This is a genomic window from Campylobacter ureolyticus (genome assembly GCF_013372225.1).
GTDB lineage: Bacteria > Campylobacterota > Campylobacteria > Campylobacterales > Campylobacteraceae > Campylobacter_B > Campylobacter_B ureolyticus.
Genome location: NZ_CP053832.1, coordinates 954,503 through 978,340, shown reverse-complemented (window position 1 = coordinate 978,340; position 23,838 = coordinate 954,503). Strand labels below are relative to the sequence as shown.

The following is a 23,838-nucleotide window of genomic DNA, read 5'->3' as shown; positions in this document are numbered from 1 at the left end:
GTTGGGGATTTGTTTGAAAAATTAAATACTAAAAAATTAAACTATAAAGCCTCAGAATTGCTAAAAAATCCTCAAAAAGGCTTCATACCTGCTTTGACTGCTGGTAGTCAAAACCAAGGCTTAAATTGTTATGTTCCCAAGAGTGAGGCTACAATTTTAAAAAATGTGATATCACTTTCTGCAAATGGAGATGGAATTGCATTTTTTCAAAGTGGAGAATTTACAATTTTACAAGACGCCTATGCCATAGATTTTATATGCAAACCAAATAAAATATCAAATAATCATTATTTGTTTATAGTTGGTGCTATAAATAAAATAATTGGAAAATACAATTGGAATAATAAATCTGGTTGGAATAGGGTTAAAGACGACAAAATCAAACTCCCAATAAAAGATGAAAATTTAGGAGACGATTTAGAAAATATTGATTTTAAATTTATGGAGGACTTTATCGCCGAGCTTGAGGCTCAGCGTATCGCCGAGCTTGAGGCTCAGCGTATCGCCGAGCTTGAGGCTTATCTAATAACAACAAATTTAAAAGACTATAATCTTACAACCGATGAAAAACAGGCACTAAAAGATTTTGAAAATTTAGAGTTGGGTGAGTTTAAAATTGGTGATTTATATAAAAAAGCTGGGCTTAAAAAAGCAAAATTTGATAAAAGCAGTGATACATCACAAATTCAAGATGAAATATATTCACTTCCTTTGGTAAATGCAAAACACGGAAATAATGGGATTATGTTTTATGGAAAAGAAAGCATTTTTCCTTTTGTTGAAATGACGATTGATATTGTTCAAAATGGTGCTGTTGCTACTGGTGATGTTTATCCACAACCACAAAAAACTGGAATTTTATGGGATGCATATTTAATAAAAGCAACAAAAAGAAAAGATACAAGACAAACATTATTTTATTTTGCTTGTGCAATTGAAAAATCTATCAAGTTAAAATATTGTTATGAATTTAAGGCTACTTGGAATAGGGTAAAAAATGAAAAAATCCAACTTCCAGTCCAAAACGGCGAAATAAATTATAAATTTATGCAAAATTTTATAAAAGCCATTGAGAAATTGGTTATAAAAGATGTTGTGGATTTTGCAGATGAAAAGATAAGTTTAACTAAAAAATGTATTAAAACGCCCTGCGAAACGAAGTAAGCAGGGCGTTAAATTTAAAATATAAAGGATAAAAAATGAAAATTTCAAACGAAGAAAAATTCGCTCACATAACTGTGTTTGAGAAAAATTTAGAGTTTCAAATAGATACTTTAGAGAAATTAAACAAGCTTTTAAAAACATTAAAAAAGTCTTTAAAAGAGTATCAAAAGCTTATGGACTATTACTACGGCAAGCAAAGAAACGATGACTTAGAGGCCGATAGAAAAGGCGAGATCCCAACCGATCTAAAAAGAGCAGTTTTAAGCGAAGATGAAATTTATAATATGATGATTGACTATAGAGAGAGCGCCATTGAGATGATAGAAATAGCAACAAAAATGTTAAGAGCCTAAAATAAAAGCAAGATATGCTTTGAAGTTTAAATTTTGCTACAATAAAGTTTTAAATTTACAAAATAAATTTGATATGAATACAAAATAAATTTGAAATTATCTATAAAATAATTTCAAATTTAGCAAGTAAAGTTATATACGATTAAGATTGGCAAATTTTGATATATAAAAACCAGTTTATAGATATAAATTGTCTGTATCTGTATGTAAAAAAAATTACTTTAAGAGATTAAAAAACATATTGACAATCTTCTATATGATTGGTATAATTATACGTGAAAATATCAATGAGGTTTACATGAAAAATAAATATATAGAGATATCAAAAAAATTAAAAGTTTTGAGTGATCCAAAACGATTAGAAATTATAGATATGTTATCTTGCGATGAGCTTTGTGCTTGTGAGATATTAGAGAAATTTGATATAACACAACCAACACTATCTAATGATATGAAAAGATTAGAAGATGCTAATCTAGTTATTAGTCGAAGAGAAGGAAAAAACATATATTATATTGCCAATAAAAAGATTTTAAAGAAGATACAATCTGGCTTAAAGGAAATATTTGATAGCGGAGATGAATGTATTTGCCACACTTGGAAAAAGTAAATTTTTCTGCATTATACATAGAAATATTTAAATATATCTATACTAAAAGAAAGAGATAGAAAAACTATGGTAAAAAATAAGAATAATGGAATTAATGTATTTCAAAAATGCCTGAGCTTATGGGTATTATTTTGCATGATTGTGGGTGTACTTATAGGAAAATATATACCTATAATCCCATCTGCTTTAAGTAAAATGCAAATTGCAGGTATATCTGTGCCGATAGCAATATTAATTTGGATTATGATTTATCCAATGATGATAAAAGTAGATTTTCAAAGTATTAAAAAAGTTAGAGAAAATCCAAAAGGTCTATTTGTAACATGGGCTGTTAATTGGCTAATAAAACCATTTACTATGTTTGGAATAGCTTATTTGTTTTTCTTTATTATATTTAAAAATATCATTCCTAATGATTTGGCTAATGATTATTTAGCTGGAGCTGTTTTGCTCGGGGCTGCGCCATGTACTGCTATGGTTTTTGTGTGGTCGACTCTTACAAAGGGTGACCCTGCTTACACTGTGGTTCAAGTAGCCACAAATGATTTAATTATTTTACTTGCTTTTGTACCTATAGTGAAGTTTTTATTAGGTGTGTCTAATGTTGTAGTACCATATAGCACATTATTTATTAGTGTGTTTTTATTTGTGACTATTCCATTATTAGGAGGTGCCATCACAAGGAAAAAAGTAATTGATAAAAGAGGAAAGGATTATTTTGAAAAACAATTTTCAAGTAAATTTGACGGAACTACAACAGTTGGACTATTATTAACCCTAATAATTATATTTAGCTCACAAGCAAATATAATTTTAGAAAACCCATTTCATATTTTATTGATAGCTATTCCACTTACCCTTCAAACATTCCTAATTTTTACTATAGCGTATGCGTTGAGCAAAAAAGTAGATTTACCTTTTAAAATAGCTGCACCAGCAGGCATGATTGGAGCTTCAAATTTCTTTGAATTATCTGTAGCTGTTGCAATAGCAATATTTGGGATACATTCACCAGTTGCATTAGCTTGCACTGTAGGTGTTCTTACTGAAGTACCGGTTATGTTATTTTTAGTAAAAATTGCTAATAATACAAAACGCTGGTTTTTAGAAAATAAAGAATCTTATAGAGGTTAGATATGTGGAGTTTTATTCAAGATCAAATTCTAGGTATGAAATGGCTCAATGAATTGATAGGAGAAATATTAACAAATCTTGGTTTTGATATGACTTCAAAACTTGGAGGAAGTTTGCAATTTTTCATCTATGAAGTAAGCAGGGCGTTAAATTTAAAATATAAAGGATAAAAAATGAAAAATTTAAACGAAGAAAAATTCGCTCACATAACTGTTTTTGAGAAAAATTTAGAGTTTCAAATAGATACTTTAGATAAATTAAACAAGCTTTTAAAAACATTAAAAAAGTCTTTAAAAGAGTATCAAAAGCTTATGGACTATTACTACGGTAAGCAAAGAAATGATGACTTGGAAGCCGATAGAAAAGGGGAGATCCCAACAGATCTAAAAAGGGCAGTTTTAAGCGAAGATGAAATTTATAATATGATGATTGATTATAAAGAAAGCGCCATTGAGATGATAGAAATAGCAACAAAAATGTTAAGAGCATAATATATATCTTTTTTCATAATATTTTTATTATTAATTCATATTTTAATTTATACTTTCACAAAGGGCATCATATTGCTCTTTATCTTTACTTTCCATTGTTTTTAAAATAAATTCTGCAATTTTTTTAGCTTCTGGTATATCTATTGGTCTTACACATCTTTCTATAATTTCTTTCAAATGAGAATATTCATTCATATATCTATTGATTAAAGTAGCTTCTATTTTATTAAAATATTTATCTAATTTTGTGTTTAAATCTTCTTTTGTTGGAAATTTAAAAAATAAAAAAACTTCTAAAAATTTTCTTAAATTATTTCCAAAATTATAAATTATAGATGTTTTTAATTCTTCATCGGTTATGTCGTCTATGTTTTTAAAATTATAAATTTGTTCAAAAAGATAGTTAAATTCTGTTGTGTAATATTTAATAAATTTTGGCATTTCTTTTATAGTGCTTTTATTTTCTAATTTTTCTATACAATAATATTGCTTATTTCCTTTTTTATCTTTTTCAAATGTTTTTAAATATTTTAAAAAATCTAAATTATGAGTTGAGATAAAAAGCTGATTGTATTTTAATTTTTTATCATCAAACAATTCATTTTTTATTAGTGAAAATATAAAAAATATGTGATTTGAGTCCAAGCTAGAAATTGGATCATCTATCCAAATAATTGTATTTTCGTTAGTAATGTCATTGTCATTTAGTTTTGCTATGAAATAGCAAAATGCTAAAAGACTGCATTCTCCTTCGCTAAGATTACTTGCTGGAATTTCATTCCTATAAATTTGAAATTCTGATTTATTGTTTTTTACAGGTTTAAATTTTAGTATATCATAACCAAAATATGATTTTAAATACTCATTTATTTTTTCAGCTCCTGCTTCCTCGCTACTAATTGATGATTTTAATTTATCTATTTCATCATTAATTTTTTCTTTTTGCACTTCTTTTTCTTTTATTTCTTCTTCTTTTTGTGATATGTTTTCTTGTAGATTGGTTTTTTCTTTTTCTTTATTTAAAAAATCACTTTCTTCTAAAAAATTAGCAATAATATTAAATTTTAGTTGATTATTAGCTTCTTCTTTATCGTTTTTTAAATTTTGTGTTTTTTTATTGTTTTTATCAAATAATTCTTTTATATTTTGCAATAAAGTATTTATTTCTTCTGAGTTATCAACAAATTTATAAATTTCTATATTTTTGTATAAATTTTCCGATTTATCTTTTAAATTTGAGCTTATTTTGTCTGTTGCGGATAGCAAATCATCTATTTCTTTTGTTATTGTAGTTGTGCAATTTTTAAAATCATCTCTTAGATCAGAATAGAGCTTGAATAAATCTATTTCCAAATAAGATTTAATATGTTTTATTTTTTCTTGGAAATTATAGATTAATTCAATATGGTATGATAAATTTTTCGATAAATTTTCTTTTTTATCATCTTTCAAATTTTCTAAAAGCCATTTTATACGATCTTTTGAAAGCTCATTGTCGCAAAATTTACATTTTTGAACCTCTTTTTCATGGCTGTGATGATTAAGCCCTTCTTCTAGCCATTTTCTAAGATTATTCTCTATTTCTATTTTTTGAATTAAGTTAGTTTCTATTATTTCTTTTGAAGACTTGTATAAATTAGCAAATTCGTTTTTATCAAATTTTAAATTATAATCCAAATTCTCTTTTTCCTCATCTTTCAAGATATTTTTATATTTATTGATATCTTCGTCTGAAAGTCTGTAAGATGTAAAATTTTCTTTAATTTGCTTTATATCATTTGAAATATTTGTTTTGTTATAGCTATTCGATATCCTTAATTTTGTTTTTATATCTTTTGCTTTGCTTGTTAATTTATCACTGACTTCTTTTTCTATTTTATTTAAATCTTGCTCACTTTTAGATTTATTCTCTTTTTCTTGTTTGATTATATTTTCTATATCGTTTAGTTTGCTTTGAAATATTTCTATATCTTTGATAATTTTTTGATTTTCCTGTCCTAAAATTGTACTAGAAAAAGATCTGATATTTCCATTGCTTTTCCCATTTATTAAAAAATTTAGATTGTCATTTATAAAATCTTTGTTAAAAACTCGTATATTTAAATTTTCATTTTTAATATCATTTTGATTAAGTTTGTTCTCGTCTAAGTCTAATTCAAATTTCATATCTTGATAGTCGTAATGTATTTCTTTTAGCTCAAAACTTCTCATAATCCTTGAAAGAGTTGTTTTGCCAGAGCCATTGTATCCATAAAGTATGTTTATATTTTTAAATTCACATAAGTTATTTTGCCAATAGTAATTTTTATAAGAACCACAGTTTAGAATATTTATTTTTTTTATCAATGTTTATCCTTTTTTACAATTATATCTTATAATTGTAATATCTAAATATTTTAACACTGCAAAACGCAAATTTTGATATAATAAAACTTTTAAAGTCTAAAACAAGGAATTTTATGGTTGATTTAAATAAAATAATCCAAGCAAAACGAACAATATCGGGATTTGTAGATGAAACCCCATTTGCTGTTTCTAACAAGCTTAGCAAAAATTATAACACTAATGTTTTTTTAAAAGAAGAAAATTTACAAAAAACAGGTGCTTATAAAATTCGCGGTGCTTATAATATGATTTCAAATTTAAGCCAAGAAGAAAAAGCAAAAGGTGTAATTGCTGCAAGTGCTGGAAATCACGCCCAAGGCGTTGCAATTAGCGCAAGAGAGTTTGGGATTCGTGCAGTTATCGTTATGCCAGAAGCAACACCACTTTTAAAAGTAAGTGGCACAAGGGCTTTAGGTGCGGAAGTTATTTTAAAAGGTGATAATTTTGATGAAGCGTATGAATATGCAAATGAATATGCAAAAGAGCACTCTTTAACTTTTGTGCACCCTTTTGATAATATTTTTGTTCAAGCAGGGCAAGGTACAACTGCTCTTGAGATGCTTGATGCAGTGCCTGATTTAGACTATATAGTAGCTCCTGTTGGTGGAGGTGGGCTAATAAGTGGAGTTGCAAGTTGTGCAAAACAAATTAACCCAAATATTAAAATAATTGCAGTTGGTGCAAAGGGCGCTCCTGCTATGTATAATAGCTTTAAAGCTAAAAAGGTAGTAAATTCAAAAAGCGTAAAAACAATTGCCGATGGCATAAGCGTTAGAGATGCGAGTCCTATTACTTTAAAACATATTTTAGAAAATGTTGATGAGTTTGTTCAAGTCGATGATGAAGAGATAGCAAATGCGATTTTATTTTTACTTGAAAGCCAAAAAATAGTTGTTGAGGGCGCTGGAGCAGTTGGAGTTGCAGCGTTAATGAGTTCAAAATTCAAATATCCTAAAAATTCAAAAATTGGCATTATTTTAAGTGGTGGAAATATCGATGTTCAAATGCTTAATATAATTATTGAAAAAGGTCTTATAAAATCTCATAGAAAGATGGCAGTCAGTGTTACACTTGTTGATAAGCCTGGTGCTTTGATGGGGCTTACTTTAGCTTTAAAAAGTGCAAATGCAAATATTGTTAAGATTGATTATGATAGATTCTCAACTCAGATTGATTATGGTGATGCGGTTATTACTATCACGCTTGAGACAAAAGGCAAGGCTCATCAAGATGAAGTTTGCGAAGTATTAAACTCAAATGGGTATATTTTTAAAAAGATTTTTTAAAAGGATTTTAAGATGGATTTTTTAACTTTGATAATAATTTTAGTTTTAGGCATAGTTATTTTTATACTTTTTAAACAAAACAAAAAACTAAAAAAAGTTAATGAAAAGCCATCTGTCGATATTTCTACTGAGATTGTAAAGCTTAAAAGTGTTGGCGAACTTAATGTTTTTAAAATTTACTCAAAAGAGATAGTTACTAAGAAAAATAGCCCATTTAGTGGGCTTTGGGATAGCGTATTGGGCTGGACAATGACAAAAAAGCAAATTGCAGTTATTTTTGAGTTTGAGATAGATTTTATATATGATTTAAAAAGCAAAGATTTTAAGATAGAAAATTTAGGCAATAATGATTTTAAAGTAATTATGCCACCTTGCAAATATAAATTTTCAATAACTGATATGAAAATTTATGATGAAAAAAACTCTAAATTTATGCCTTTTTTACTTCCTGATTCACTAAATTCTTTATTTGGACCAAGCTTTGATGAGAGTGAAAAAAACAAATTAATAGGCGAAGCAAAAGATGAGATTAAAAATATGTCCGTTCAAATAATTAATGATCTTGGTGTTAAAATTCATAGCTCTGCGACTGACACGATAAAAACTTTAGCAAAAAGTTTTGGCGCTGGAAATGTGAGTTTAGAATTTACAGATAAAAATATAGAAAAAGTTGATGTTAAAGATAGCAATATAGAGCTTGGAAATGAGCTAAAACAAAAATTTATCATAGATAAAAAATAACTTTTATCTATGATTGCTCCTCAAGACTTTTTAAAACATACCCTTTTGCATATATGCTTTTTATATCAAGATTAAATTTTCTTTTTAAATTTCCAACTAAATTTTGCACAACTATGCGAGAGTTTGGCACACTTTCATAAACTGAACTTTCTATCATTTCAAAAGTTACTAAGTTATTTAAATTTGCACAAAGTAAAAGTATGAGTTTATGCATCATCGGAGTTAAAAAAATCTCTTCACCGTTTTGATAAATTTTTTCTTTTTTTAAATTTATGCTTATTTCATTAGTTAAATTTAGTAAATTTTCTTCTTTTTGGTCTTTATTTTTTAACATTAAAAGCAAGTTATCTAAAATTGCACTAAATTTAATTGGCTTAAACAAAACAGCTGACTTTCCACCTTTAAAATTTTCTAAAAATTTAAGATAAATTTGTCTTTTTGAAGCTAAAAATATAAATTGTTGATTTGGATGAATATACATAATAGAACTTAGGTCAATATCACCACAATCATCTAAATCAAGTACTATTAAATCAATTGCTACATTTGAGTTTAAATACGCACTTATAAAACTTTCACAATCTTGTATATATAGATTTTTAAATAGTTTAATTGAGTTTTTAGCTTTTAAAATGAGTTCTTTATCTTTTGTTGCAAGCATTAAATTTAAATTTTTAAATTTATTCAAAATTTTTAATCCTTTATTTGATTTCTTATATTCTACTACAATTAAGCTAATCAAAAGCTAAAAAATGAATTTATAATAAATTTATTCTATAATTATTCTATAATAAACATTCTTTATAGTTTATGATTTTTTAAAATTTATTCTATAAAACATTGTCAGTAATTTTAAATAACTTGATATAATTATGCCTAATTTTATATAAAAAAGGAAAATTTTATGAAAAATGTTTTAAGTATAGCAGGGATTGATCCAAGCGGTGGAGCTGGATTAATAGCTGATTTAAAAGTATTTATAGCTCACGAAGTTTATGCCATGGGAGTTGCTACTTCTACAACGGCACAAAACACAAAAGGTATTTTTGGAATGGAGTTAATAAGTCCAAAAATGATAAGTGATGGCATAAAAGCAATTTTTGATGATATAGAAGTTAGTGCTATAAAAATAGGCGTTGTACCAAGTGTGGAAATTATAAAAGAGGTTGCTAAAACTTTGCGTGAGATAAAAAATCTACCTCCTGTTGTGCTTGATCCTGTTATGGCGTGTAAAAATGGTGATATTTGGCTCGAAGGAGAGGCAAAAGAGTACATTGTAAAAGAGCTTTTTCCACTTGCAACTATCATAACACCTAATAAATTTGAAGCACAAGTTATACTTAAAAACGAAATTAAAACTTATGAAGATGCACTAAATTCAGCTAAAAAATTGCTTGATTTTGGAAGCAAAAGTGTTTATTTAAAATTTGGTGATTATGATGGTAAATCACTTGATGTTTTTTATGATGGAAAAGAGATTTTGCCACTTAATACAAAAAGAATTAAAACTGATGATACTCACGGTTCAGGTTGTTCTCTATCAAGTGCTATTGCTTCAAATTTAGCCAACGGCAAAGATCTTAAAAATTCAGTAATTTGTGCTAAAAATTATGTATTTGATGCGATAGAAAAATCATTTAAAATAGGAAAAGGTTTTAATCCAATAAATCACTTTTATCAGTTTTACTAAAATTTCCTTCATTTTGAGCGAGTTTTTCGCTCTTTTTAGCGATATTTGCATCTTTTTTATTACTTATTTCCATACTTTTTTTGTTTGAATTTTCTATAGAGCAAGTTTTTCCAAAGAGTTCATTTAAATTTACAATATCATCTGTTTTGTCACATTTTTCATTGGCAAAAATTTGGGTTAAAAAACAGCAAAAAAACATAATTATAATTTTTTTTATCACGCTTAACCTTTAAAATTTTTAATTATATTATTATATAAAATTTTATATAATTTTTTGTAAATTTAGTTTTTTATCATAAAAAATAATTCAAAAATTTTTAATAAATAAACCTTTAAACACTTTTATAGTAAAATACATTTTTAAACTCATAAGGAAATTTATGTTAGAAAATAGTGAATTTTATAAAAGATATAAAACTAAAAAATTATATGTTGGAAATGTAGCAGTTGGAGGCGATGCTAAGATTAGCGTTCAGTCTATGACATTTTCAAAAACACATAATGTAAAAGCTACACTCGAGCAAATTAATAGACTTTATTTTGCTGGATGTGATATCGTAAGATGTGCTGTTTTAAGTGTTGAAGATGCAACTGCTTTACAAGAAATTAAAGAAAAAAGTCCGCTTCCAGTCATTGCTGATATTCACTTTAACTATAAACACGCTTTAAGAGTTGCGCCATTTGTTGATGCTATAAGGATAAATCCTGGAAATATCGGAGGTAAGGAACGCATAAAAGCCGTAGTTGATGCGTGTAAACAAAGGAATTTGCCAATTAGAATAGGTGTAAATTCAGGAAGCCTAGAAGAAGAGTTTGAAAAAAAATATGGAAGAACAGTTGAGGGGATGATAGCTTCGGCTGAGCATAACTTTAAGCTTTTAGAAGATTTTGATTTTAGAGATATTGCGATTTCTTTAAAAAGTAGTGATGTTTTTAATACAATGCAAGCTTATAGAAAGCTTAGAAATAAGTGCGATTATCCGTTTCATCTAGGTGTTACAGAAGCAGGAACTACTTTTCATGCAACTATAAAAAGCGCTATTGCACTTGGAGGGCTTTTGCTTGAGGGTATTGGCGATACTTTAAGAGTTAGTATTACAGGAGAGCTTGAAGAAGAGATTAAGGTTGCAAAAGCCATACTTCAAGACTCAGGTGTTCAAAGAAGTGGAGTAAATATCATAAGTTGCCCAACTTGTGGCAGGCTTCAAAGTGATTTAGTAAAAGCTGTAAAAATAGTAGAAGAAAAAACAAAGCATATAAAAACACCTTTAAATATATCAGTTATGGGATGTGTTGTAAATGCTATTGGTGAAGCAAAAGGTGCTGATGTGGCAATAGCTTTTGGTAAAGGGCAGGGCTTAGTTATGAGAAGAGGTGAAGTTGTAGCAAAACTAAAAGAGGATAGGCTAGTTGAGAAATTTTTAGAAGAAGTTGAAGACGAGGTAAAAAAACGTGGCGAATAAAAATATTGAAGCTTTAATACCTTCAAATTTGTATGATTTGGATATGGAAAGAGCGATTTTAAGTTCTATTTTATACAACGAAGATGGTCTTAGTGAAATTTATGGAATAATAAATGAGGGTGATTTTTATCAAAAACAACATGGGGATGTTTTTAAAGCTATTTTAGATTGTATTAATAATGACGAGCCAATAGATAGTGCGTTTATTAAAAAAAGGCTTGAAAATAAATATAATGAACAAATTTATAATGAAATTTTAGCAACAAATTCCATTATTGATATAGTAAAATATGCAAAAGAATTAAAAGAAAAAAGCATAAAAAGAGCATTGGTTAAAATTGCTCACAAAATACCCCAAAAAGTAAACGAAGATAGCAACTCAAAAGATATGGTTGATGAGATAAGCTCTAAATTATACGCTTTAGTTGAAAATACAAGTGGTGCTGAAATAAAAGAATCTACACAAATAGTTAATGAGCTCTTAGAAGAAATAAAAAAGCAAAAAGAAAACGAAGGCAAAGAAATTGTCGGACTTGATACCGGCTTTAGGTATCTAAATGAATATACAAAAGGCTTTAAAGAAGGAGAGCTTATCATTATTGCTGCTCGTCCTGGTATGGGAAAAACAGCTTTTGCACTAAATGTTATACAGCATACTCTTGATATTGATAAAGGAGTTGTATTTTTCTCTTTAGAAATGCCAGCAAGTCATTTGATGATGAGAATGATAAGTGCAAAAACTTCAGTTCCTTTATCAAACATATTAACTGGAAAAATGGATGATGATGAGCTTAGTCGTTTTGGTGATGCGTGTGATTATATGATGAGTAAAAAGCTTTTTGTTTACGATAACTCATATGTAAATATCCACCAAATACGAACCCAACTTAGAAAATTAAAATCAAAACATGAAGAGATAAGTTTGTGTGTTATTGACTATATCGGCTTAATGATGAGTAGTAGTAGTTTTACTGAAAGACATTTACAAATTGCAGAAATTTCAAGAGGATTAAAACTTCTTGCAAGGGAACTTAAACTACCAGTTATTGCACTTTCACAACTTAATAGAGGTTTAGAAAGTAGGGCAAATAAACGACCAATGCTAAGTGATTTGAGAGAAAGTGGATCCATAGAGCAAGATGCCGATATTATTTTGTTTGTTTATAGGGGCGATCACTATGCGCAAATAGAAGAAGATGAAAGAAAAGAAAACTGGTTAAATAGTGGAAAAGCTATAGAAGACTATGAGCCAAAATTTGTAAAAAATGTGAATGAGGAAAAAGCTGAGATAATAGTAGGAAAAAATAGAAACGGTGCTTTAGGAACTGTGGAAGTTGCTTTTCAACAAAATTATACAAGATTTATTGACGCAAGTACAAGTCCAATTAGTGAAACCGAGTTTAAAATATCTGAGTGATTTTAGAAATTTAAAATAGCGAAATTTAGATACTTAATTTTGCTATTTTATTAATGCAAATATTTTTTAAAATTTTTTGGCTTTGGACCTTTTAAATTTGTGATAAATATTAAAATCACTGAAATAATTATGAAAAAAATAGCTGTTTTTATAATTTTTATATCTACATCGATGGAATTTAGTTCAGCTTCATAATCATATTTTTTATAAATAGTTTTATTTTCATCTTCAATTTGTTGAATATAATTGATAAAAACGTTATTGCTACTATAAACTATTATTTTTTTAGATTTAAGTTTTTCATATATTTTTTTATCATCAGTTCTAATAGTAAATTTTATTAGATTATTATCAAAAGTTTTAAGATACAAATAGCCTCTACTATTTTTTAGATTAAAATGATAATCTTGTATTATTCCAGTTTTTTTATTTAGTTTTTCAATTGGTTTTGGGTTATACATTAAAATTGCTTCCATAGAAACAACTATAAAAGAAATTGAAAGAATTGTAATCATTGTGGTAGTGAAATACAATAAAATTTTAAAAATACTTGATTTGCCAAACATAGGTCTATAATAAAATATAAGATAGATATAGTTATTTATCCACCAGTATTTAAATTTAGAATACAGAGAATAAAAAAACATAAATATGAGATAGAATAAAAGATAAAATTTTCCGGCTCAAAACCGGAAAATTTAAGTGAAATTATAAAATTTCGAATGGATTTACAGCAACATTTTCTCTATCAACTATATAAGGGATAAGTGCTGCATGTCTTGCTCTTTTTATAGCTTTTTCAACCATTTCTTGATATCTTTTTGATGTTCCTGTTAGCCTTCTTGGCATAATTTTAAATCTTTCTGATAGACAATATTTTAAAAGTTGTGTATCTTTATAGTCTACAAACTCAATTTTTGCTTCTGTATATCTGCAATATTTTCTTGCATATTTTCTTTTTTCTGCCATATTTTTTTCCTTTATTAATTATATTTTAAAACGGCAACTCATCGTCGCCATCCATCCCCATATCATCAATATTAACATCTGGTATATTTTCATAACCATCATCATTAAAATTATTTTGATCTTGTTGAAAATTTTTGTTTTGAGGTGATTGTTGTTTTTGGTAAGGATTATTGTTTGGTTTGAAATTTTGCTGATAGTTGTTTTGTCCATAACCACCACTATTTTGTTGATAGTTATTTTGACCATATCCACTATTTTGTTGGTGAGAACTATTTTGGTTTGATCCTCCACCAAGCATTTGCATATTTTCAACCGTTATGCTATGTCTGCTTCTGTTTTGACCATTTTGATCTTGCCAAGTTTCAAACATAAGTCTTCCCTCGACTAAAACTTGACTACCTTTCCTAAGATATTGGTTTGCTATCTCAGCAAGTTTCCCCCAAAAAGTAATATCTATAAAGCAAACTTCTTCTTTTTTTTCACCATTTACAGTATATTTTCTATTTACGGCTATGCCTGTTCTACCTAATGCTGAACCTGTGTTTATATATCTTAATTCGATATCTCTTGTAAGGTTGCCTACTAATATTACTTTATTAAACATAATCTATCCTTTTACTCTTGTACTTCTTCCTCTTCTTTTTGTGAGGCTTCTATATTTTCTTCAACTCTTGGTTTTCTTGGTTTTCTTTGAGTTTTTGCAGGTGAAAATTTAATACCTTTGCTTAATTTTTCCCATGCAGCAATTTCTTTTTTATTCTCATATTTAACAGTTAAAAATCTAATAACATCTTCATTGTATCTTAAATTTCTAACAAGTTCTTCGATTAGTGATGTTGGAGCTGTGAAGTATATAACAAAATAAACTCCTCTTTCGTATTTATCGATTGTATAAGCTAGTTTTCTAGCACCCATTTCGATAACAGAAGCAACTTCGCCACCATTTTTTGTAATGATTTCTTTAACAAAATCAACTCTTTCTTTTATCTCATCTTCTGTAAGCGTTGGCTTTAAGATGAATAAAACCTCGTAATGTTTCATAAATTCTCCTTATGGTTTTATAGCTTATAGACACTTTTAAAGGCTACAAGCAAGGATTGCACTAAGCAACTTACGATTTTACTAATTATTTGCTTAAAGTTTCATTATTTTTTAGACAATATTCTTTGAAATTCCAAAAGTCCAGATAAAAGAAGATAAGTTTTATTAATATTTGTCTTTGTTTTTAGGCTATATTCTGTCTTATTTAGGGAAATAAACATTTCTTTAAATTTTTCAGTGCTAAATTGAAGTGCTAAGGTTTTTAGGTTGTTTTGAATTTGCATTGGTGGCAAATATCCTAAAACTTCTTTAAAATCAATTTTTCCATTTATTTTTATAAAAGTATGTATGCTAAAAATCCTAAAAATTGATGAGTAAAAATAGCCTATAAGTTCACTTTCATTGTAAGATCCACTTTGCGTGTAGATAAAAAAATCATCTCTAAAATCTTTTAAATTTATAATTTTTTCAAAAAGATCTTCAAAACTAACTTCACTTAGACCAAAAACATTTTCTTTTACGTTTTCTAAATTTAGCTCTAAATTTAAACTTTTAAATTTTTTAAGTTCAGCTACACAAAGGCTTAAATTTTCATTGTGTATTTTGTAAATTTCAAGTAACGCTATGCTGTTTGGGAAAAGTTTTAAAATTTGAGAAATTTGAGTTAAAATTTGTAAAGCTTCGTTTTGGGAATTTGGTTTAAAAACTCTTAAAAAATTTGTTCCAAAAGCTTTTAAAAAATCATTATTTAATCTGTTACCGCATTCGTAAATCTCATATAAAACATAGTTATTTTCATCTTTTTTACATTTTTCAATAATTTCTTTTATCTCTTTTGTTGATGTGGTTTTGTCATTTTTAATGTATATAATATTTTTATCACTAAACAGTGATGGCTCTAAAAAACTCATGGCCTCGTTAAAATTATACTCTTCAAAGTACTGCTCTAAAACATTTTCACTATTCCATAAATTTATTAGCTGTTTGGCGCAAAATGCATTTAAAAACTCGTCATTTCCTCTGATTAAAAAGAAATTTGGAGCTTTTTTTGAAGCTATTAAACTATCAAATTCTCTTTTATACATCTAGTTTTTTTACCACTCTTCCATAAATTTTAGCAGATATTATATCAGCATCGGTGATTTTAACAAGTACTTTTGTAAGGACATCACAAGTATAATTTGTGATAAAAATCCTAGCTCCTTTTAGCTTATCATCAAGTCTTGCGGTTGTTATGTTTGTGTTTTCATCTACATAGCAAATAAAATTTTGCCCGATATTTTCTACTGCCCATCTCGCAAATTTGCGATCTATAAAATCATACGCAACTTTATCGGCTTCTCTTTCAAGTTTATTCAAGCTAATGCAGGTTTCATCAATATTTAAAAGCAAATAATTAATTAATTTTTCATCATTTTCTAAATCAGCTTTTAAAAGTCTGTGTAAAATAAGATCACTATAACGCCTAATTGGACTTGTAAAATGGGTATAATCATCAAAACCAAGACCAAAATGCCCTTCTGGAAGTGGGGCGTATTCGGCTTTTTTTTGAGCTTTAATGATAAGTTTATCAACTTCTTCTCGTATTTTCATCTCATCAGCTATATTTTGTATATTTGAAACCATCTTTACTATGTTTTTATCAAATTTTGCATCAATTCCAATGCTTGCTAAATCCATTAGTAAAAATTCTATTTTTTTATTATCTATTGCTGCGTGATTTCTAAAAATTCCTTTTTCTATTCTTTTGGCAGCAGCTTGATTTGCTAATAACATGCAATCTTCTATTAAATCATGGCTTGGAGTTGATGTTTCAAATCTAGTTGATTTTAAATTTCCATCTTCATCAAGTGTTATTCTAAGTTCTTTTGTGTTAAAATCAAACCCTTTTTTTAGCCTTATTTTTCTTAAATTTAAAGTTGTTTTATGCAAATTTAAAAGCATATTTAAGATATCTTTATTTTCATATTTTTTTGTTTTTAAAATTTCATCAACTTCATCGTAGTTAAATCTTACTTTTGAGTTAATTATAGCCTTAAAAAGTTCTTCTTTTATAGCACTAAAATTTTCATCCAAAGTTATTTTAAAGCAAAATGAAAGACGATCTAAATTTGGTTTTAAAGAGCAGATATTTTCACTTAAATTTCTTGGCAACATTGGCACACTTTTATGTGGAAAATAGATAGAAAATCCTCTAAATTTAGCCTCTTTATCAATGGCTGAGTAGGATGCTACATACTCGCTTACATCAGCTATTGCTACATATAAAGTTCTATTTTTACTATCAAAATAAACAGCATCATCAAAGTCTTTTGCATCAATTGGATCAATCGTACAAAAGTTTAAATTTGTCAAATCAACTCTATTTGGATACATCGATTTATCCACTAAATCACCATAACTTTTTGCTTCATTTTCGCAAGTACTTGAAAAAGTATCGTTTTTATCATATAGGGCAAGTGAGATTTTTTCATCAACCCAAACATCATCTATACTTCCCAAAACCTCTACAATTTCATCGGTTTTATTATCTATCTTTAAAAGTGTTCCAAGAGGCAAAGTTTTAAGGGATTTTTGAGTTGCTTTTAGCTTTGAAGTAAGCCCGCTTTTTATATTTACACCTAAAATTTCTTTGCCGATTTTTTTAGTATAGACCACGCTTGTTGCAAAGGCTGGTTCTATCATCATTAAAATTTTAGCTTTTTGTCTTGATTTTTTAGATTTTTTAAGTTTTGCTAAAACTATATCTCCTTGCTTTGCACCTTGAATATCTTTATTTTCAACTAAAATATCTTTTATAAATTTCTTATCAAAAACTTTTATAAAACCAGTTCCTTTTAGCGAAATATCAAGCTTTCCACAAATAAATCCATCATTTAAAAAGTAGTGATCTTTGTATAAATTTACAGCATTTAGCATTTTAAAATTTCTAATTAACTCAGTTTGCTTTGAGTTTAACTCATTTTTTGGAATTCCTTTTAAAAGTTGTTCTAAAAATAGTTTCAAAATCACGCCTTTTTAATAAATTTTTATCTCTTCAGAACTTTTTAGGTTCATTTTTAGTATAATACCCTAAATTTTTTTAAAGGAATGTTATATGGCAATAAATGTTTATTATGATAAAGATTGTGATTTAAATTTGATTAGAAGCAAAAGAGTTGCGATGATTGGCTTTGGAAGTCAAGGTCACGCTCATGCAGAAAACTTAAGAGATAGCGGTGTTCAAGTTATCGTTGGTCTTAGAGAGGGTGGCGGAAGCTGGAAAAAAGCAGAAGCAAAAGGCTTTAAGGTTATGAGTGTTGCAGATGCTACAAAAGAAGCTGATTTCATAATGATTTTAACTCCTGATGAGCTTCAATCAGATATCTTTTACTCAGAAATCAGACCAAATTTAAATGAAGGCGATACAATTGCTTTTGGTCATGGTTTTAATATACATTTTGGTCAAATAGTTCCTCCAAAAGGCGTTGATTGCGTTATGATAGCTCCAAAAGCACCTGGTCACACTGTAAGAAGTGAGTTTGTAAAAGGTGGTGGAATTCCTGATTTGATAGCAGTTTCTCAAGATGATAGTGGTCAAGCAAAAGAGCTAGCTCTTAGTTATGCATGCGCAATAGGCGGAGGTAGAACTGCGATTATTGAGACAACTTTTAAAGATGAAACCGAAACTGATTTATTTGGCGAACAAGCAGTTTTATGTGGTGGTGTAACATCACTTATCCAAGCTGGTTTTGAAACATTAGTTGAAGCTGGATATGAGCCTGAAATGGCGTATTTTGAATGCTTGCATGAGATGAAACTTATAATAGATTTAATTTACCAAGGCGGGATTGCAGATATGAGATATTCTATATCAAATACTGCTGAATATGGAGATTATGTAAGTGGTCCAAAAGTAGTAACCGATGATACTAGAAAGGCTATGAAAGAAATACTTAAAAATATCCAAGATGGCTCATTTGCAAAAGACTTTATTTTAGAAAGAAAGTCTGGATATACTAAAATGAATGCTCAAAGGCTTAATATGAAAAACTCTTTAATAGAAAAAACAGGTAAAGAGCTAAGAGATATGATGCCTTGGATATCTCAAAATAAAATTATCGATAAAGATAAAAACTAAAAAATAGTTTAAAATTTGAAAAAAAATAGCAATAAAAAAATAGGGCAAGGTAGTAAAAAACGTTTTGGAAGTAATAAAAAATCTTCCAAAACGAAAAATAATTCAAATCGCCCTTTCTTAGGACTTTTTATACTCTTAATAATGTGTTTTTGTGCTGGTTTTTTCACATATAAAGGGCTTGATTTTGTTTTTAAAGATAGCGTTAATAAAAAAAGCGAACTTACAAATTTAGCAAACTTGGAAATCAAAGAAAGCGATAACGCAAAAAAATTAAATTTGCAAAAAAACAGATCTAATTTAGAAAATAAAAGCGAAAATTTAAAAGAAAAAAACAATTACCAAGAGGTAGTTGCATCAATTAATAAAAATAAAGAAGACATATCTATAAACTCTGATTTAAAATTAGACTATAGTTTAACTAAAATTTCAAAAATTAACTCAGATGAAAGCTTTAAAAATATTAAAACAAGTAAAGAAAATAGCCAAAATACACAATATTTTACGCATAATTATACACAAATTGGAGAATTTAGAGATAAAACTCCAAAATTAGTTATTATAATTGATGATGTTGCATCATACGAGCATATTAATGAGATAAAAAAGATTAATTTAAAATTAACTCCATCTTTAATGCCGGCAAGTAGTGATTTTCCAAATACGCCAAAAATAGCTAAAAATTTAGAATTTTATATGATTCACTTGCCGCTTGAAGCACTAAATTACAACTCAAATTCTATTAAAACCTTAAAGACAAATGATAGTTTTGAAGAAATTTCAAAAGAAATTTATAAAATTAGAAAAGATTTTCCAAATGCAAAATTTATAAACAACCACACAGGAAGCAAATTTACTTCAAATAAAAAGGCCGTTATAAAGCTATTAAATGCGCTTGATAAATATGGTTTTATTTTTATTGATTCAAAAACTATATCTAACTCAAAAGTAGAAGAGGTGCTAAAATCAAAAAATCAAAAATATATTTTTAGAGATGTGTTTTTAGACAATACTCAAAATTTAAAAGATATTGAAAATGAGCTTAAAAAAGCTGTCCAAATAGCTAAAAAAAGAGGCTTTGCAATAGCCATAGGTCATCCCAAAAAACAGACTTTAAAGGTTTTAAAAAATAGTGGTGATATTTTAAAAGGTGTTGAAGTTGTCTATTTAAAGGATATTTATGAAAGGTATTAATGAGTTGTTAATTGGTTCATTGGATGAACTAAAATGCCTAAAAAAAGTAAAAAATCCACCTAATAAGCTTTTTTATAAAGGAGATTTATCGCTTTTAAAAAAACGAAAAATTGCAATTGTTGGATCTAGAAAAATGACAATTTACACTAAAAATTTAATTTTAAACCTCTCTTCAAAACTTAAAAATATTGATTTTTGTGTAGTAAGTGGATGTGCCTTGGGATGCGACGCGGCCGCTCACAAAGGAGCTTTTCCAAACACAATAGCTGTTTTTGGAAACGGTCTAAATCAAATTTATCCAAAAACAAATGAAGCTTTAATAAACCAAATTTATAACTCCTCACTTGCATTGAGCGAGTATGAGCCAAATACACCAGCAAAAGGATATCAATTTTTAGAAAGAAACCGCATAGTTGTGGGACTTAGCGAGGCTTTGATAGTTGCTCAAGCTGATTTAAGAAGTGGTTCACTTCAAAGTGCAAGACTTGCAAATGAGATGGGAATTCCCGTGTTTGTTTTTCCACACCGCATAAATGAAAGTAGAGGAACAAATGAACTTTTAGCAAAAAATAAAGCAAATTTAATAGATGATATTGATAAATTTGTTGCAAAATTTGGCGGTGAGATTTCAAAAAATAGCGATGATGAGCTTATAAATTTTGTAAAGTCAAACTCAAATTTTGATGAAATTTACGCTAAATTTGGCGATAAAATTTACGAATATGAGTTTGATGGAAAGATTGAAATTTTAGGCACAAAAGTGCTTGTAAAATAACAATTGTATTTAAAAGGGCTAAAAATGATTGCTTGTATAGATGTCGGACTTAAAAGAATTGGCATTGCTCTTGGATATAAAAATGGTGTTATAGTCCCCATAAATGCAATTTTAAGAAAAAACAGAAACCAAGCAGCAAAAGATGTAAAACATATACTTGATGAATGGAGTGTAAAAAAGCTCGTTGTTGGTATCCCGCTTGGTGGAAGTAGCGAAGATGAGATGAGAAGACGAATTAATCATTTTGTAAATTTGCTTGATTTTAATGGTGAAATTGTGTTTTTTGATGAGAGCTTTTCAAGCGTTGAAGCAGAGGAGTTTGGTGTGGCAAATCATAAGAAAAAAGATGGTAAGCTTGATAGTCTTTCAGCAATGGTGATTTTACAAAGATATTTTGATAGTTTAAGATAATTGATAGTTGCAAATTTAATACAAATTTAAGTTAATATGATTTTTAAGTTTAAGTGTTGTATAATTCTATACAACAAAATAATTATGTAAAGGATAAAAAATGTTTAAATTTGACTTATATAGTGGGGTTATAACAGATTTAGAAACATACAATATCACTGAAATTAATGGCAATAATAAAAACATATCAACAAGTAATTATGATAAAGTAAAATTTAAAATAAATGATAAAAAGCTTATTCTTAAATATAATGAAAATCCATTGAATATTGGCGATAAGGTTAAAGTAATAGGACTTAAAAAAGGTAAAGGGAAAAATTCATACTTAGATATATTTGCCTTTAATAACTTTACAGCATTAGATAACAATATAACTAGAATTAGTATTCTTCATATTTTATTTACTTCTTTACTTTTTATTGTTTGTTTTATAAGTGGTTTTTTCTTCATTGCTCTTTTGTTTGAAAGTATTATGGGAGCTATGATAATAGGTGTAGTATTCTTTTTTCCGTCAGCTTTTTTCTTTGTATATTTTTTCTTAGCAAGTAAAATGTTATTTAAAAATAAAAAATGGCTTTTAGAAGATGATTTTAAGGAAAAATAAGCAACAAAAAAATATTGCAAAAAAAACTTTATTAAAAAATAGGTAATAAATACTTTAAAAGAACTAAAAATAAGTATTAATAATATTTTAAATTTGAGAAAAAAACTATAAGCCATATAAAATTTTTAATCTTTTTATTAAATAAACTAAAGTCATAAAAATCATAAATTATGATGAAATCTATCAGTAGATTATTATTTGTTCTAGATAAATATATTAAAATTTATATACTTAACCGCGATAAAACAATAGCAATCCGTAGGTTTTATAGATAGTATATAAACTCAATTAAAATTAGGAGCTATAAAAGCTCCTAAAAATGATTAATCTTTTTTATTTTTATTTAGTTGTTTCCACTTAGCATCTGTATCTTTTGTTAGCATTGTGAAAATTTCATTTGTAAGTTTTTGTGTAAGCTCTTTTGCTTCTGTCATTGTGTTTTTGCTAAATTCGTTTAACAATTCGTTTGCTTTTGCTTTATCTTTTTTATAAAGCTCTACATACTCTTTTTCAAATTTAGCTTGTTTTTTATTTAAATCAGCTTCAAATTTTTTGTAAGCTTCTTTTACAACAGGAGAGTACTTGTTATAATCAGTCATAACTAGTGTTTGAAGTTTTCTATATACCCAATATATACTTTCATCATCACTTTCATATGAACCTTTATCATATCCATCAATAAAGCCATCTAGCCCATAATAATAAGGTAAATAAACGCTCAAATCAGCCATACCCAATGCAACATAAGTTACTCTACCAATCTCTGTTGGCAACCAAGGTCTTACTTGCATAATATGAGATTCGTATGTTCTAAATACACTTACTGTTCTATATATATCATCTTGAGTGTTTTGATTTACATAAGGATCGTATTTAGTTCCATCATAGTGAGATCTCATAGCAGCTTTTAAATCTTCAACGCTAAGCTTTTTCTCTGGCTCTAAAAATACTTTATAATTTGATCCGTCTTCAACTTTTTGCTTCATACTAGGATTAAACATTTTTTGTACCCACCAAACACGAGGATAGTTGTATGTTGTATCTCTTTCATCATCTCTTGTATAGGCTTTTGTAAAGTTGAATTTTCCATCTTTTTTAGGATCATAAGTGCCATGTTTTATAGCAAAATCAATTAATCCTTTTGAGGCTAGATAATTAGGATTGTTCTCTTCATAAGCTTGTAATCTACCTTGATTTGCTGTGGCAAAATATTTATCTTTTGGAAGTTTATTTGCTATCCAATGATGTCCTGTACCTGTTTCAAAATACCAAGTTTCATTTTCATCAATAAATACAACGCCAAAGCCTTCTCCAGCTCCTATTGTTTCAACAATTTCTCCTAAAAGCAAAACACCTTCTTTTGCACTTTTCATTCTAGGAAGGATTACATCAGGAATATCATCTTCTGTGATACCTGTTTCTTCATTATATGGGTCTATTTTTAATAACTCATCTTTTGCATAAATAGTCTCTGTTCCACTCAATCCAACACCAGCATCATTATATCCAACAGCACCATGTAATTTAGTGTGAGAGTTAGCTATTGTAGTATATCTCATTCCATTTTCTGGTAGTGGATATTTAAAATCATTTGCTCCATCATGTGCTTTTGAGCTATGAAATCCTGTTTGATTTTTTGTCTCTGGATGTATTAGAAATACTTGAGCTTTTATAGCTTTGCTATCTGCACTTCTAGCAACTAAAGTTGAACCATCTTTTGAGGCTTTTTCGCCTACTAATATTGTAGTGCAAGCCAAAGCTGATGTGCTAAGTAGAGCAACTAAAATAGAACTTGTTAGAAAAGATTTTTTTATCATTTTCTTCTCCTTTTTATATAGATTTTTTCACAAATCACTAACAAGAAACCTCACTACTTAAATTATGAGATAGGTTGCTATTGATTTTGTATATATTTTTTAGTAATTTTATTAGATATCCTATACTATTTATATACAAACAACCATTTGATTATAACGCTTTATCATATAACCAT

At 27.8% G+C, this 23,838-nt stretch carries 26 protein-coding genes; 16 read left to right on the top strand and 10 right to left on the bottom strand.

What is annotated here, in order from left to right:
• Positions 1–9 precede the first annotated feature (9 nt).
• The 6 genes from CURT_RS04975 to CURT_RS04950 all read left to right on the top strand — a co-directional run bounded on the left by CURT_RS04975 (position 10) and on the right by CURT_RS04950 (position 3,752).
• On the top strand, positions 10–1,164 hold the full coding sequence (locus CURT_RS04975; RefSeq protein WP_018713142.1) for a restriction endonuclease subunit S: 1,155 nt from the start codon (positions 10–12) through the stop codon (positions 1,162–1,164).
• 35 nt (positions 1,165–1,199) lie between these two features.
• A complete protein-coding gene (locus CURT_RS04970) occupies positions 1,200–1,517 on the top strand; it encodes a DUF4298 domain-containing protein (RefSeq protein ID WP_012108217.1) in 318 nt (105 codons plus the stop codon).
• Positions 1,518–1,773: 256 nt separating this feature from the next.
• Positions 1,774–2,127, top strand: a complete 354-nt coding sequence (locus CURT_RS04965; protein WP_309137736.1) for an ArsR/SmtB family transcription factor — start codon at positions 1,774–1,776, stop codon at positions 2,125–2,127.
• Positions 2,128–2,262: 135 nt separating this feature from the next.
• A complete protein-coding gene (arsB, locus tag CURT_RS04960; protein ID WP_456298359.1) occupies positions 2,263–3,261 on the top strand; it encodes an ACR3 family arsenite efflux transporter in 999 nt (332 codons plus the stop codon).
• Positions 3,262–3,263: 2 nt separating this feature from the next.
• The gene (locus tag CURT_RS04955; protein WP_018713139.1) at positions 3,264–3,431 is read left to right on the top strand and encodes a hypothetical protein; all 168 of its coding nucleotides are present in this window, start codon (positions 3,264–3,266) and stop codon (positions 3,429–3,431) included.
• 3 nt (positions 3,432–3,434) lie between these two features.
• Entirely contained in the window at positions 3,435–3,752 is a 318-nt protein-coding gene (locus CURT_RS04950; RefSeq protein WP_018713138.1) for a DUF4298 domain-containing protein, read from the top strand.
• Between the two features lie 42 nt (positions 3,753–3,794).
• Here CURT_RS04950 and CURT_RS04945 read toward each other — a convergent pair whose 3' ends face one another.
• Positions 3,795–6,098, bottom strand: a complete 2,304-nt coding sequence (locus CURT_RS04945) for an AAA family ATPase (RefSeq protein ID WP_018713137.1) — start codon at positions 6,096–6,098, stop codon at positions 3,795–3,797.
• A gap of 113 nt (positions 6,099–6,211) precedes the next feature.
• On the opposite strand from CURT_RS04945, the gene ilvA reads away from it, so the two are divergent.
• Together ilvA and CURT_RS04935 are read left to right on the top strand one after the other, a co-directional pair.
• Entirely contained in the window at positions 6,212–7,423 is a 1,212-nt protein-coding gene (gene ilvA, locus CURT_RS04940; RefSeq protein WP_018713136.1) for a threonine ammonia-lyase, read from the top strand.
• A 12-nt stretch (positions 7,424–7,435) separates the two neighbouring features.
• Positions 7,436–8,164 (top strand): DUF4230 domain-containing protein, encoded by a 729-nt coding sequence (locus CURT_RS04935; RefSeq protein ID WP_018713135.1) that lies wholly within the window; start codon positions 7,436–7,438, stop codon positions 8,162–8,164.
• Between the two features lie 7 nt (positions 8,165–8,171).
• On the opposite strand, the gene CURT_RS04930 is transcribed toward CURT_RS04935, so the two are convergent.
• Positions 8,172–8,852: a helix-turn-helix domain-containing protein gene (locus CURT_RS04930; protein ID WP_018713134.1), complete on the bottom strand. Its 681-nt coding sequence runs from the start codon at positions 8,850–8,852 to the stop codon at positions 8,172–8,174.
• 216 nt (positions 8,853–9,068) lie between these two features.
• On the opposite strand from CURT_RS04930, the gene thiD reads away from it, so the two are divergent.
• Positions 9,069–9,854 carry a bifunctional hydroxymethylpyrimidine kinase/phosphomethylpyrimidine kinase gene (gene thiD / locus CURT_RS04925; RefSeq protein WP_018713133.1) on the top strand — a complete coding sequence of 262 codons (786 nt, stop codon included), beginning with the start codon at positions 9,069–9,071 and terminating at the stop codon, positions 9,852–9,854.
• Here thiD and CURT_RS04920 read toward each other — a convergent pair.
• Positions 9,820–10,074 carry a hypothetical protein gene (locus CURT_RS04920; protein WP_018713132.1) on the bottom strand — a complete coding sequence of 85 codons (255 nt, stop codon included), beginning with the start codon at positions 10,072–10,074 and terminating at the stop codon, positions 9,820–9,822. The genes thiD and CURT_RS04920 overlap by 35 nt on opposite strands.
• A 160-nt stretch (positions 10,075–10,234) precedes the next feature.
• Here CURT_RS04920 and ispG point away from each other — a divergent pair, with 160 nt between their 5' ends.
• Complete coding sequence (gene ispG, locus CURT_RS04915; protein ID WP_018713131.1) at positions 10,235–11,317, top strand: flavodoxin-dependent (E)-4-hydroxy-3-methylbut-2-enyl-diphosphate synthase; 1,083 nt, start codon at positions 10,235–10,237, stop codon at positions 11,315–11,317.
• A 16-nt stretch (positions 11,318–11,333) separates the two neighbouring features.
• Complete coding sequence (locus CURT_RS04910; protein WP_373567158.1) at positions 11,334–12,734, top strand: replicative DNA helicase; 1,401 nt, start codon at positions 11,334–11,336, stop codon at positions 12,732–12,734.
• 50 nt (positions 12,735–12,784) lie between these two features.
• Here the strand turns inward: CURT_RS04910 and CURT_RS04905 are convergent, their stop codons facing one another.
• The 6 genes from CURT_RS04905 to CURT_RS04880 all read right to left on the bottom strand — a co-directional run bounded on the left by CURT_RS04905 (position 12,785) and on the right by CURT_RS04880 (position 17,750).
• The gene (locus CURT_RS04905; protein WP_154646919.1) at positions 12,785–13,381 is read right to left on the bottom strand and encodes a hypothetical protein; all 597 of its coding nucleotides are present in this window, start codon (positions 13,379–13,381) and stop codon (positions 12,785–12,787) included.
• A gap of 61 nt (positions 13,382–13,442) precedes the next feature.
• A complete protein-coding gene (gene rpsR, locus CURT_RS04900; RefSeq protein WP_018713128.1) occupies positions 13,443–13,703 on the bottom strand; it encodes a 30S ribosomal protein S18 in 261 nt (86 codons plus the stop codon).
• Positions 13,704–13,728: 25 nt separating this feature from the next.
• On the bottom strand, positions 13,729–14,307 hold the full coding sequence (locus tag CURT_RS04895; protein WP_018713127.1) for a single-stranded DNA-binding protein: 579 nt from the start codon (positions 14,305–14,307) through the stop codon (positions 13,729–13,731).
• A gap of 11 nt (positions 14,308–14,318) precedes the next feature.
• On the bottom strand, positions 14,319–14,744 hold the full coding sequence (rpsF, locus tag CURT_RS04890; RefSeq protein ID WP_018713126.1) for a 30S ribosomal protein S6: 426 nt from the start codon (positions 14,742–14,744) through the stop codon (positions 14,319–14,321).
• A 104-nt stretch (positions 14,745–14,848) separates the two neighbouring features.
• Positions 14,849–15,829 (bottom strand): hypothetical protein, encoded by a 981-nt coding sequence (locus CURT_RS04885; protein ID WP_018713125.1) that lies wholly within the window; start codon positions 15,827–15,829, stop codon positions 14,849–14,851.
• Positions 15,822–17,750: an RNB domain-containing ribonuclease gene (locus tag CURT_RS04880; RefSeq protein ID WP_018713124.1), complete on the bottom strand. Its 1,929-nt coding sequence runs from the start codon at positions 17,748–17,750 to the stop codon at positions 15,822–15,824. The genes CURT_RS04885 and CURT_RS04880 overlap by 8 nt, the downstream gene beginning before the upstream one ends.
• Before the next feature lie 91 nt (positions 17,751–17,841).
• Between CURT_RS04880 and ilvC the strand changes: the two genes are divergently transcribed.
• The 5 genes from ilvC (at position 17,842) to CURT_RS04855 (ending at position 21,845) form a co-directional block, all read left to right on the top strand.
• The gene (gene ilvC / locus CURT_RS04875) at positions 17,842–18,864 is read left to right on the top strand and encodes a ketol-acid reductoisomerase (protein WP_018713123.1); all 1,023 of its coding nucleotides are present in this window, start codon (positions 17,842–17,844) and stop codon (positions 18,862–18,864) included.
• 15 nt (positions 18,865–18,879) lie between these two features.
• Complete coding sequence (locus CURT_RS04870) at positions 18,880–20,055, top strand: divergent polysaccharide deacetylase family protein (protein WP_018713122.1); 1,176 nt, start codon at positions 18,880–18,882, stop codon at positions 20,053–20,055.
• Positions 20,042–20,830: a DNA-processing protein DprA gene (dprA, locus tag CURT_RS04865; RefSeq protein ID WP_018713121.1), complete on the top strand. Its 789-nt coding sequence runs from the start codon at positions 20,042–20,044 to the stop codon at positions 20,828–20,830. The genes CURT_RS04870 and dprA overlap by 14 nt, the downstream gene beginning before the upstream one ends.
• A gap of 24 nt (positions 20,831–20,854) precedes the next feature.
• Positions 20,855–21,241 (top strand): Holliday junction resolvase RuvX, encoded by a 387-nt coding sequence (gene ruvX, locus CURT_RS04860; RefSeq protein WP_018713120.1) that lies wholly within the window; start codon positions 20,855–20,857, stop codon positions 21,239–21,241.
• A gap of 100 nt (positions 21,242–21,341) precedes the next feature.
• Positions 21,342–21,845, top strand: a complete 504-nt coding sequence (locus CURT_RS04855) for a hypothetical protein (protein WP_018713119.1) — start codon at positions 21,342–21,344, stop codon at positions 21,843–21,845.
• Between the two features lie 323 nt (positions 21,846–22,168).
• On the opposite strand, the gene CURT_RS04850 is transcribed toward CURT_RS04855, so the two are convergent.
• Positions 22,169–23,659 carry a C69 family dipeptidase gene (locus CURT_RS04850; RefSeq protein ID WP_026320320.1) on the bottom strand — a complete coding sequence of 497 codons (1,491 nt, stop codon included), beginning with the start codon at positions 23,657–23,659 and terminating at the stop codon, positions 22,169–22,171.
• Positions 23,660–23,838 lie beyond the last annotated feature (179 nt).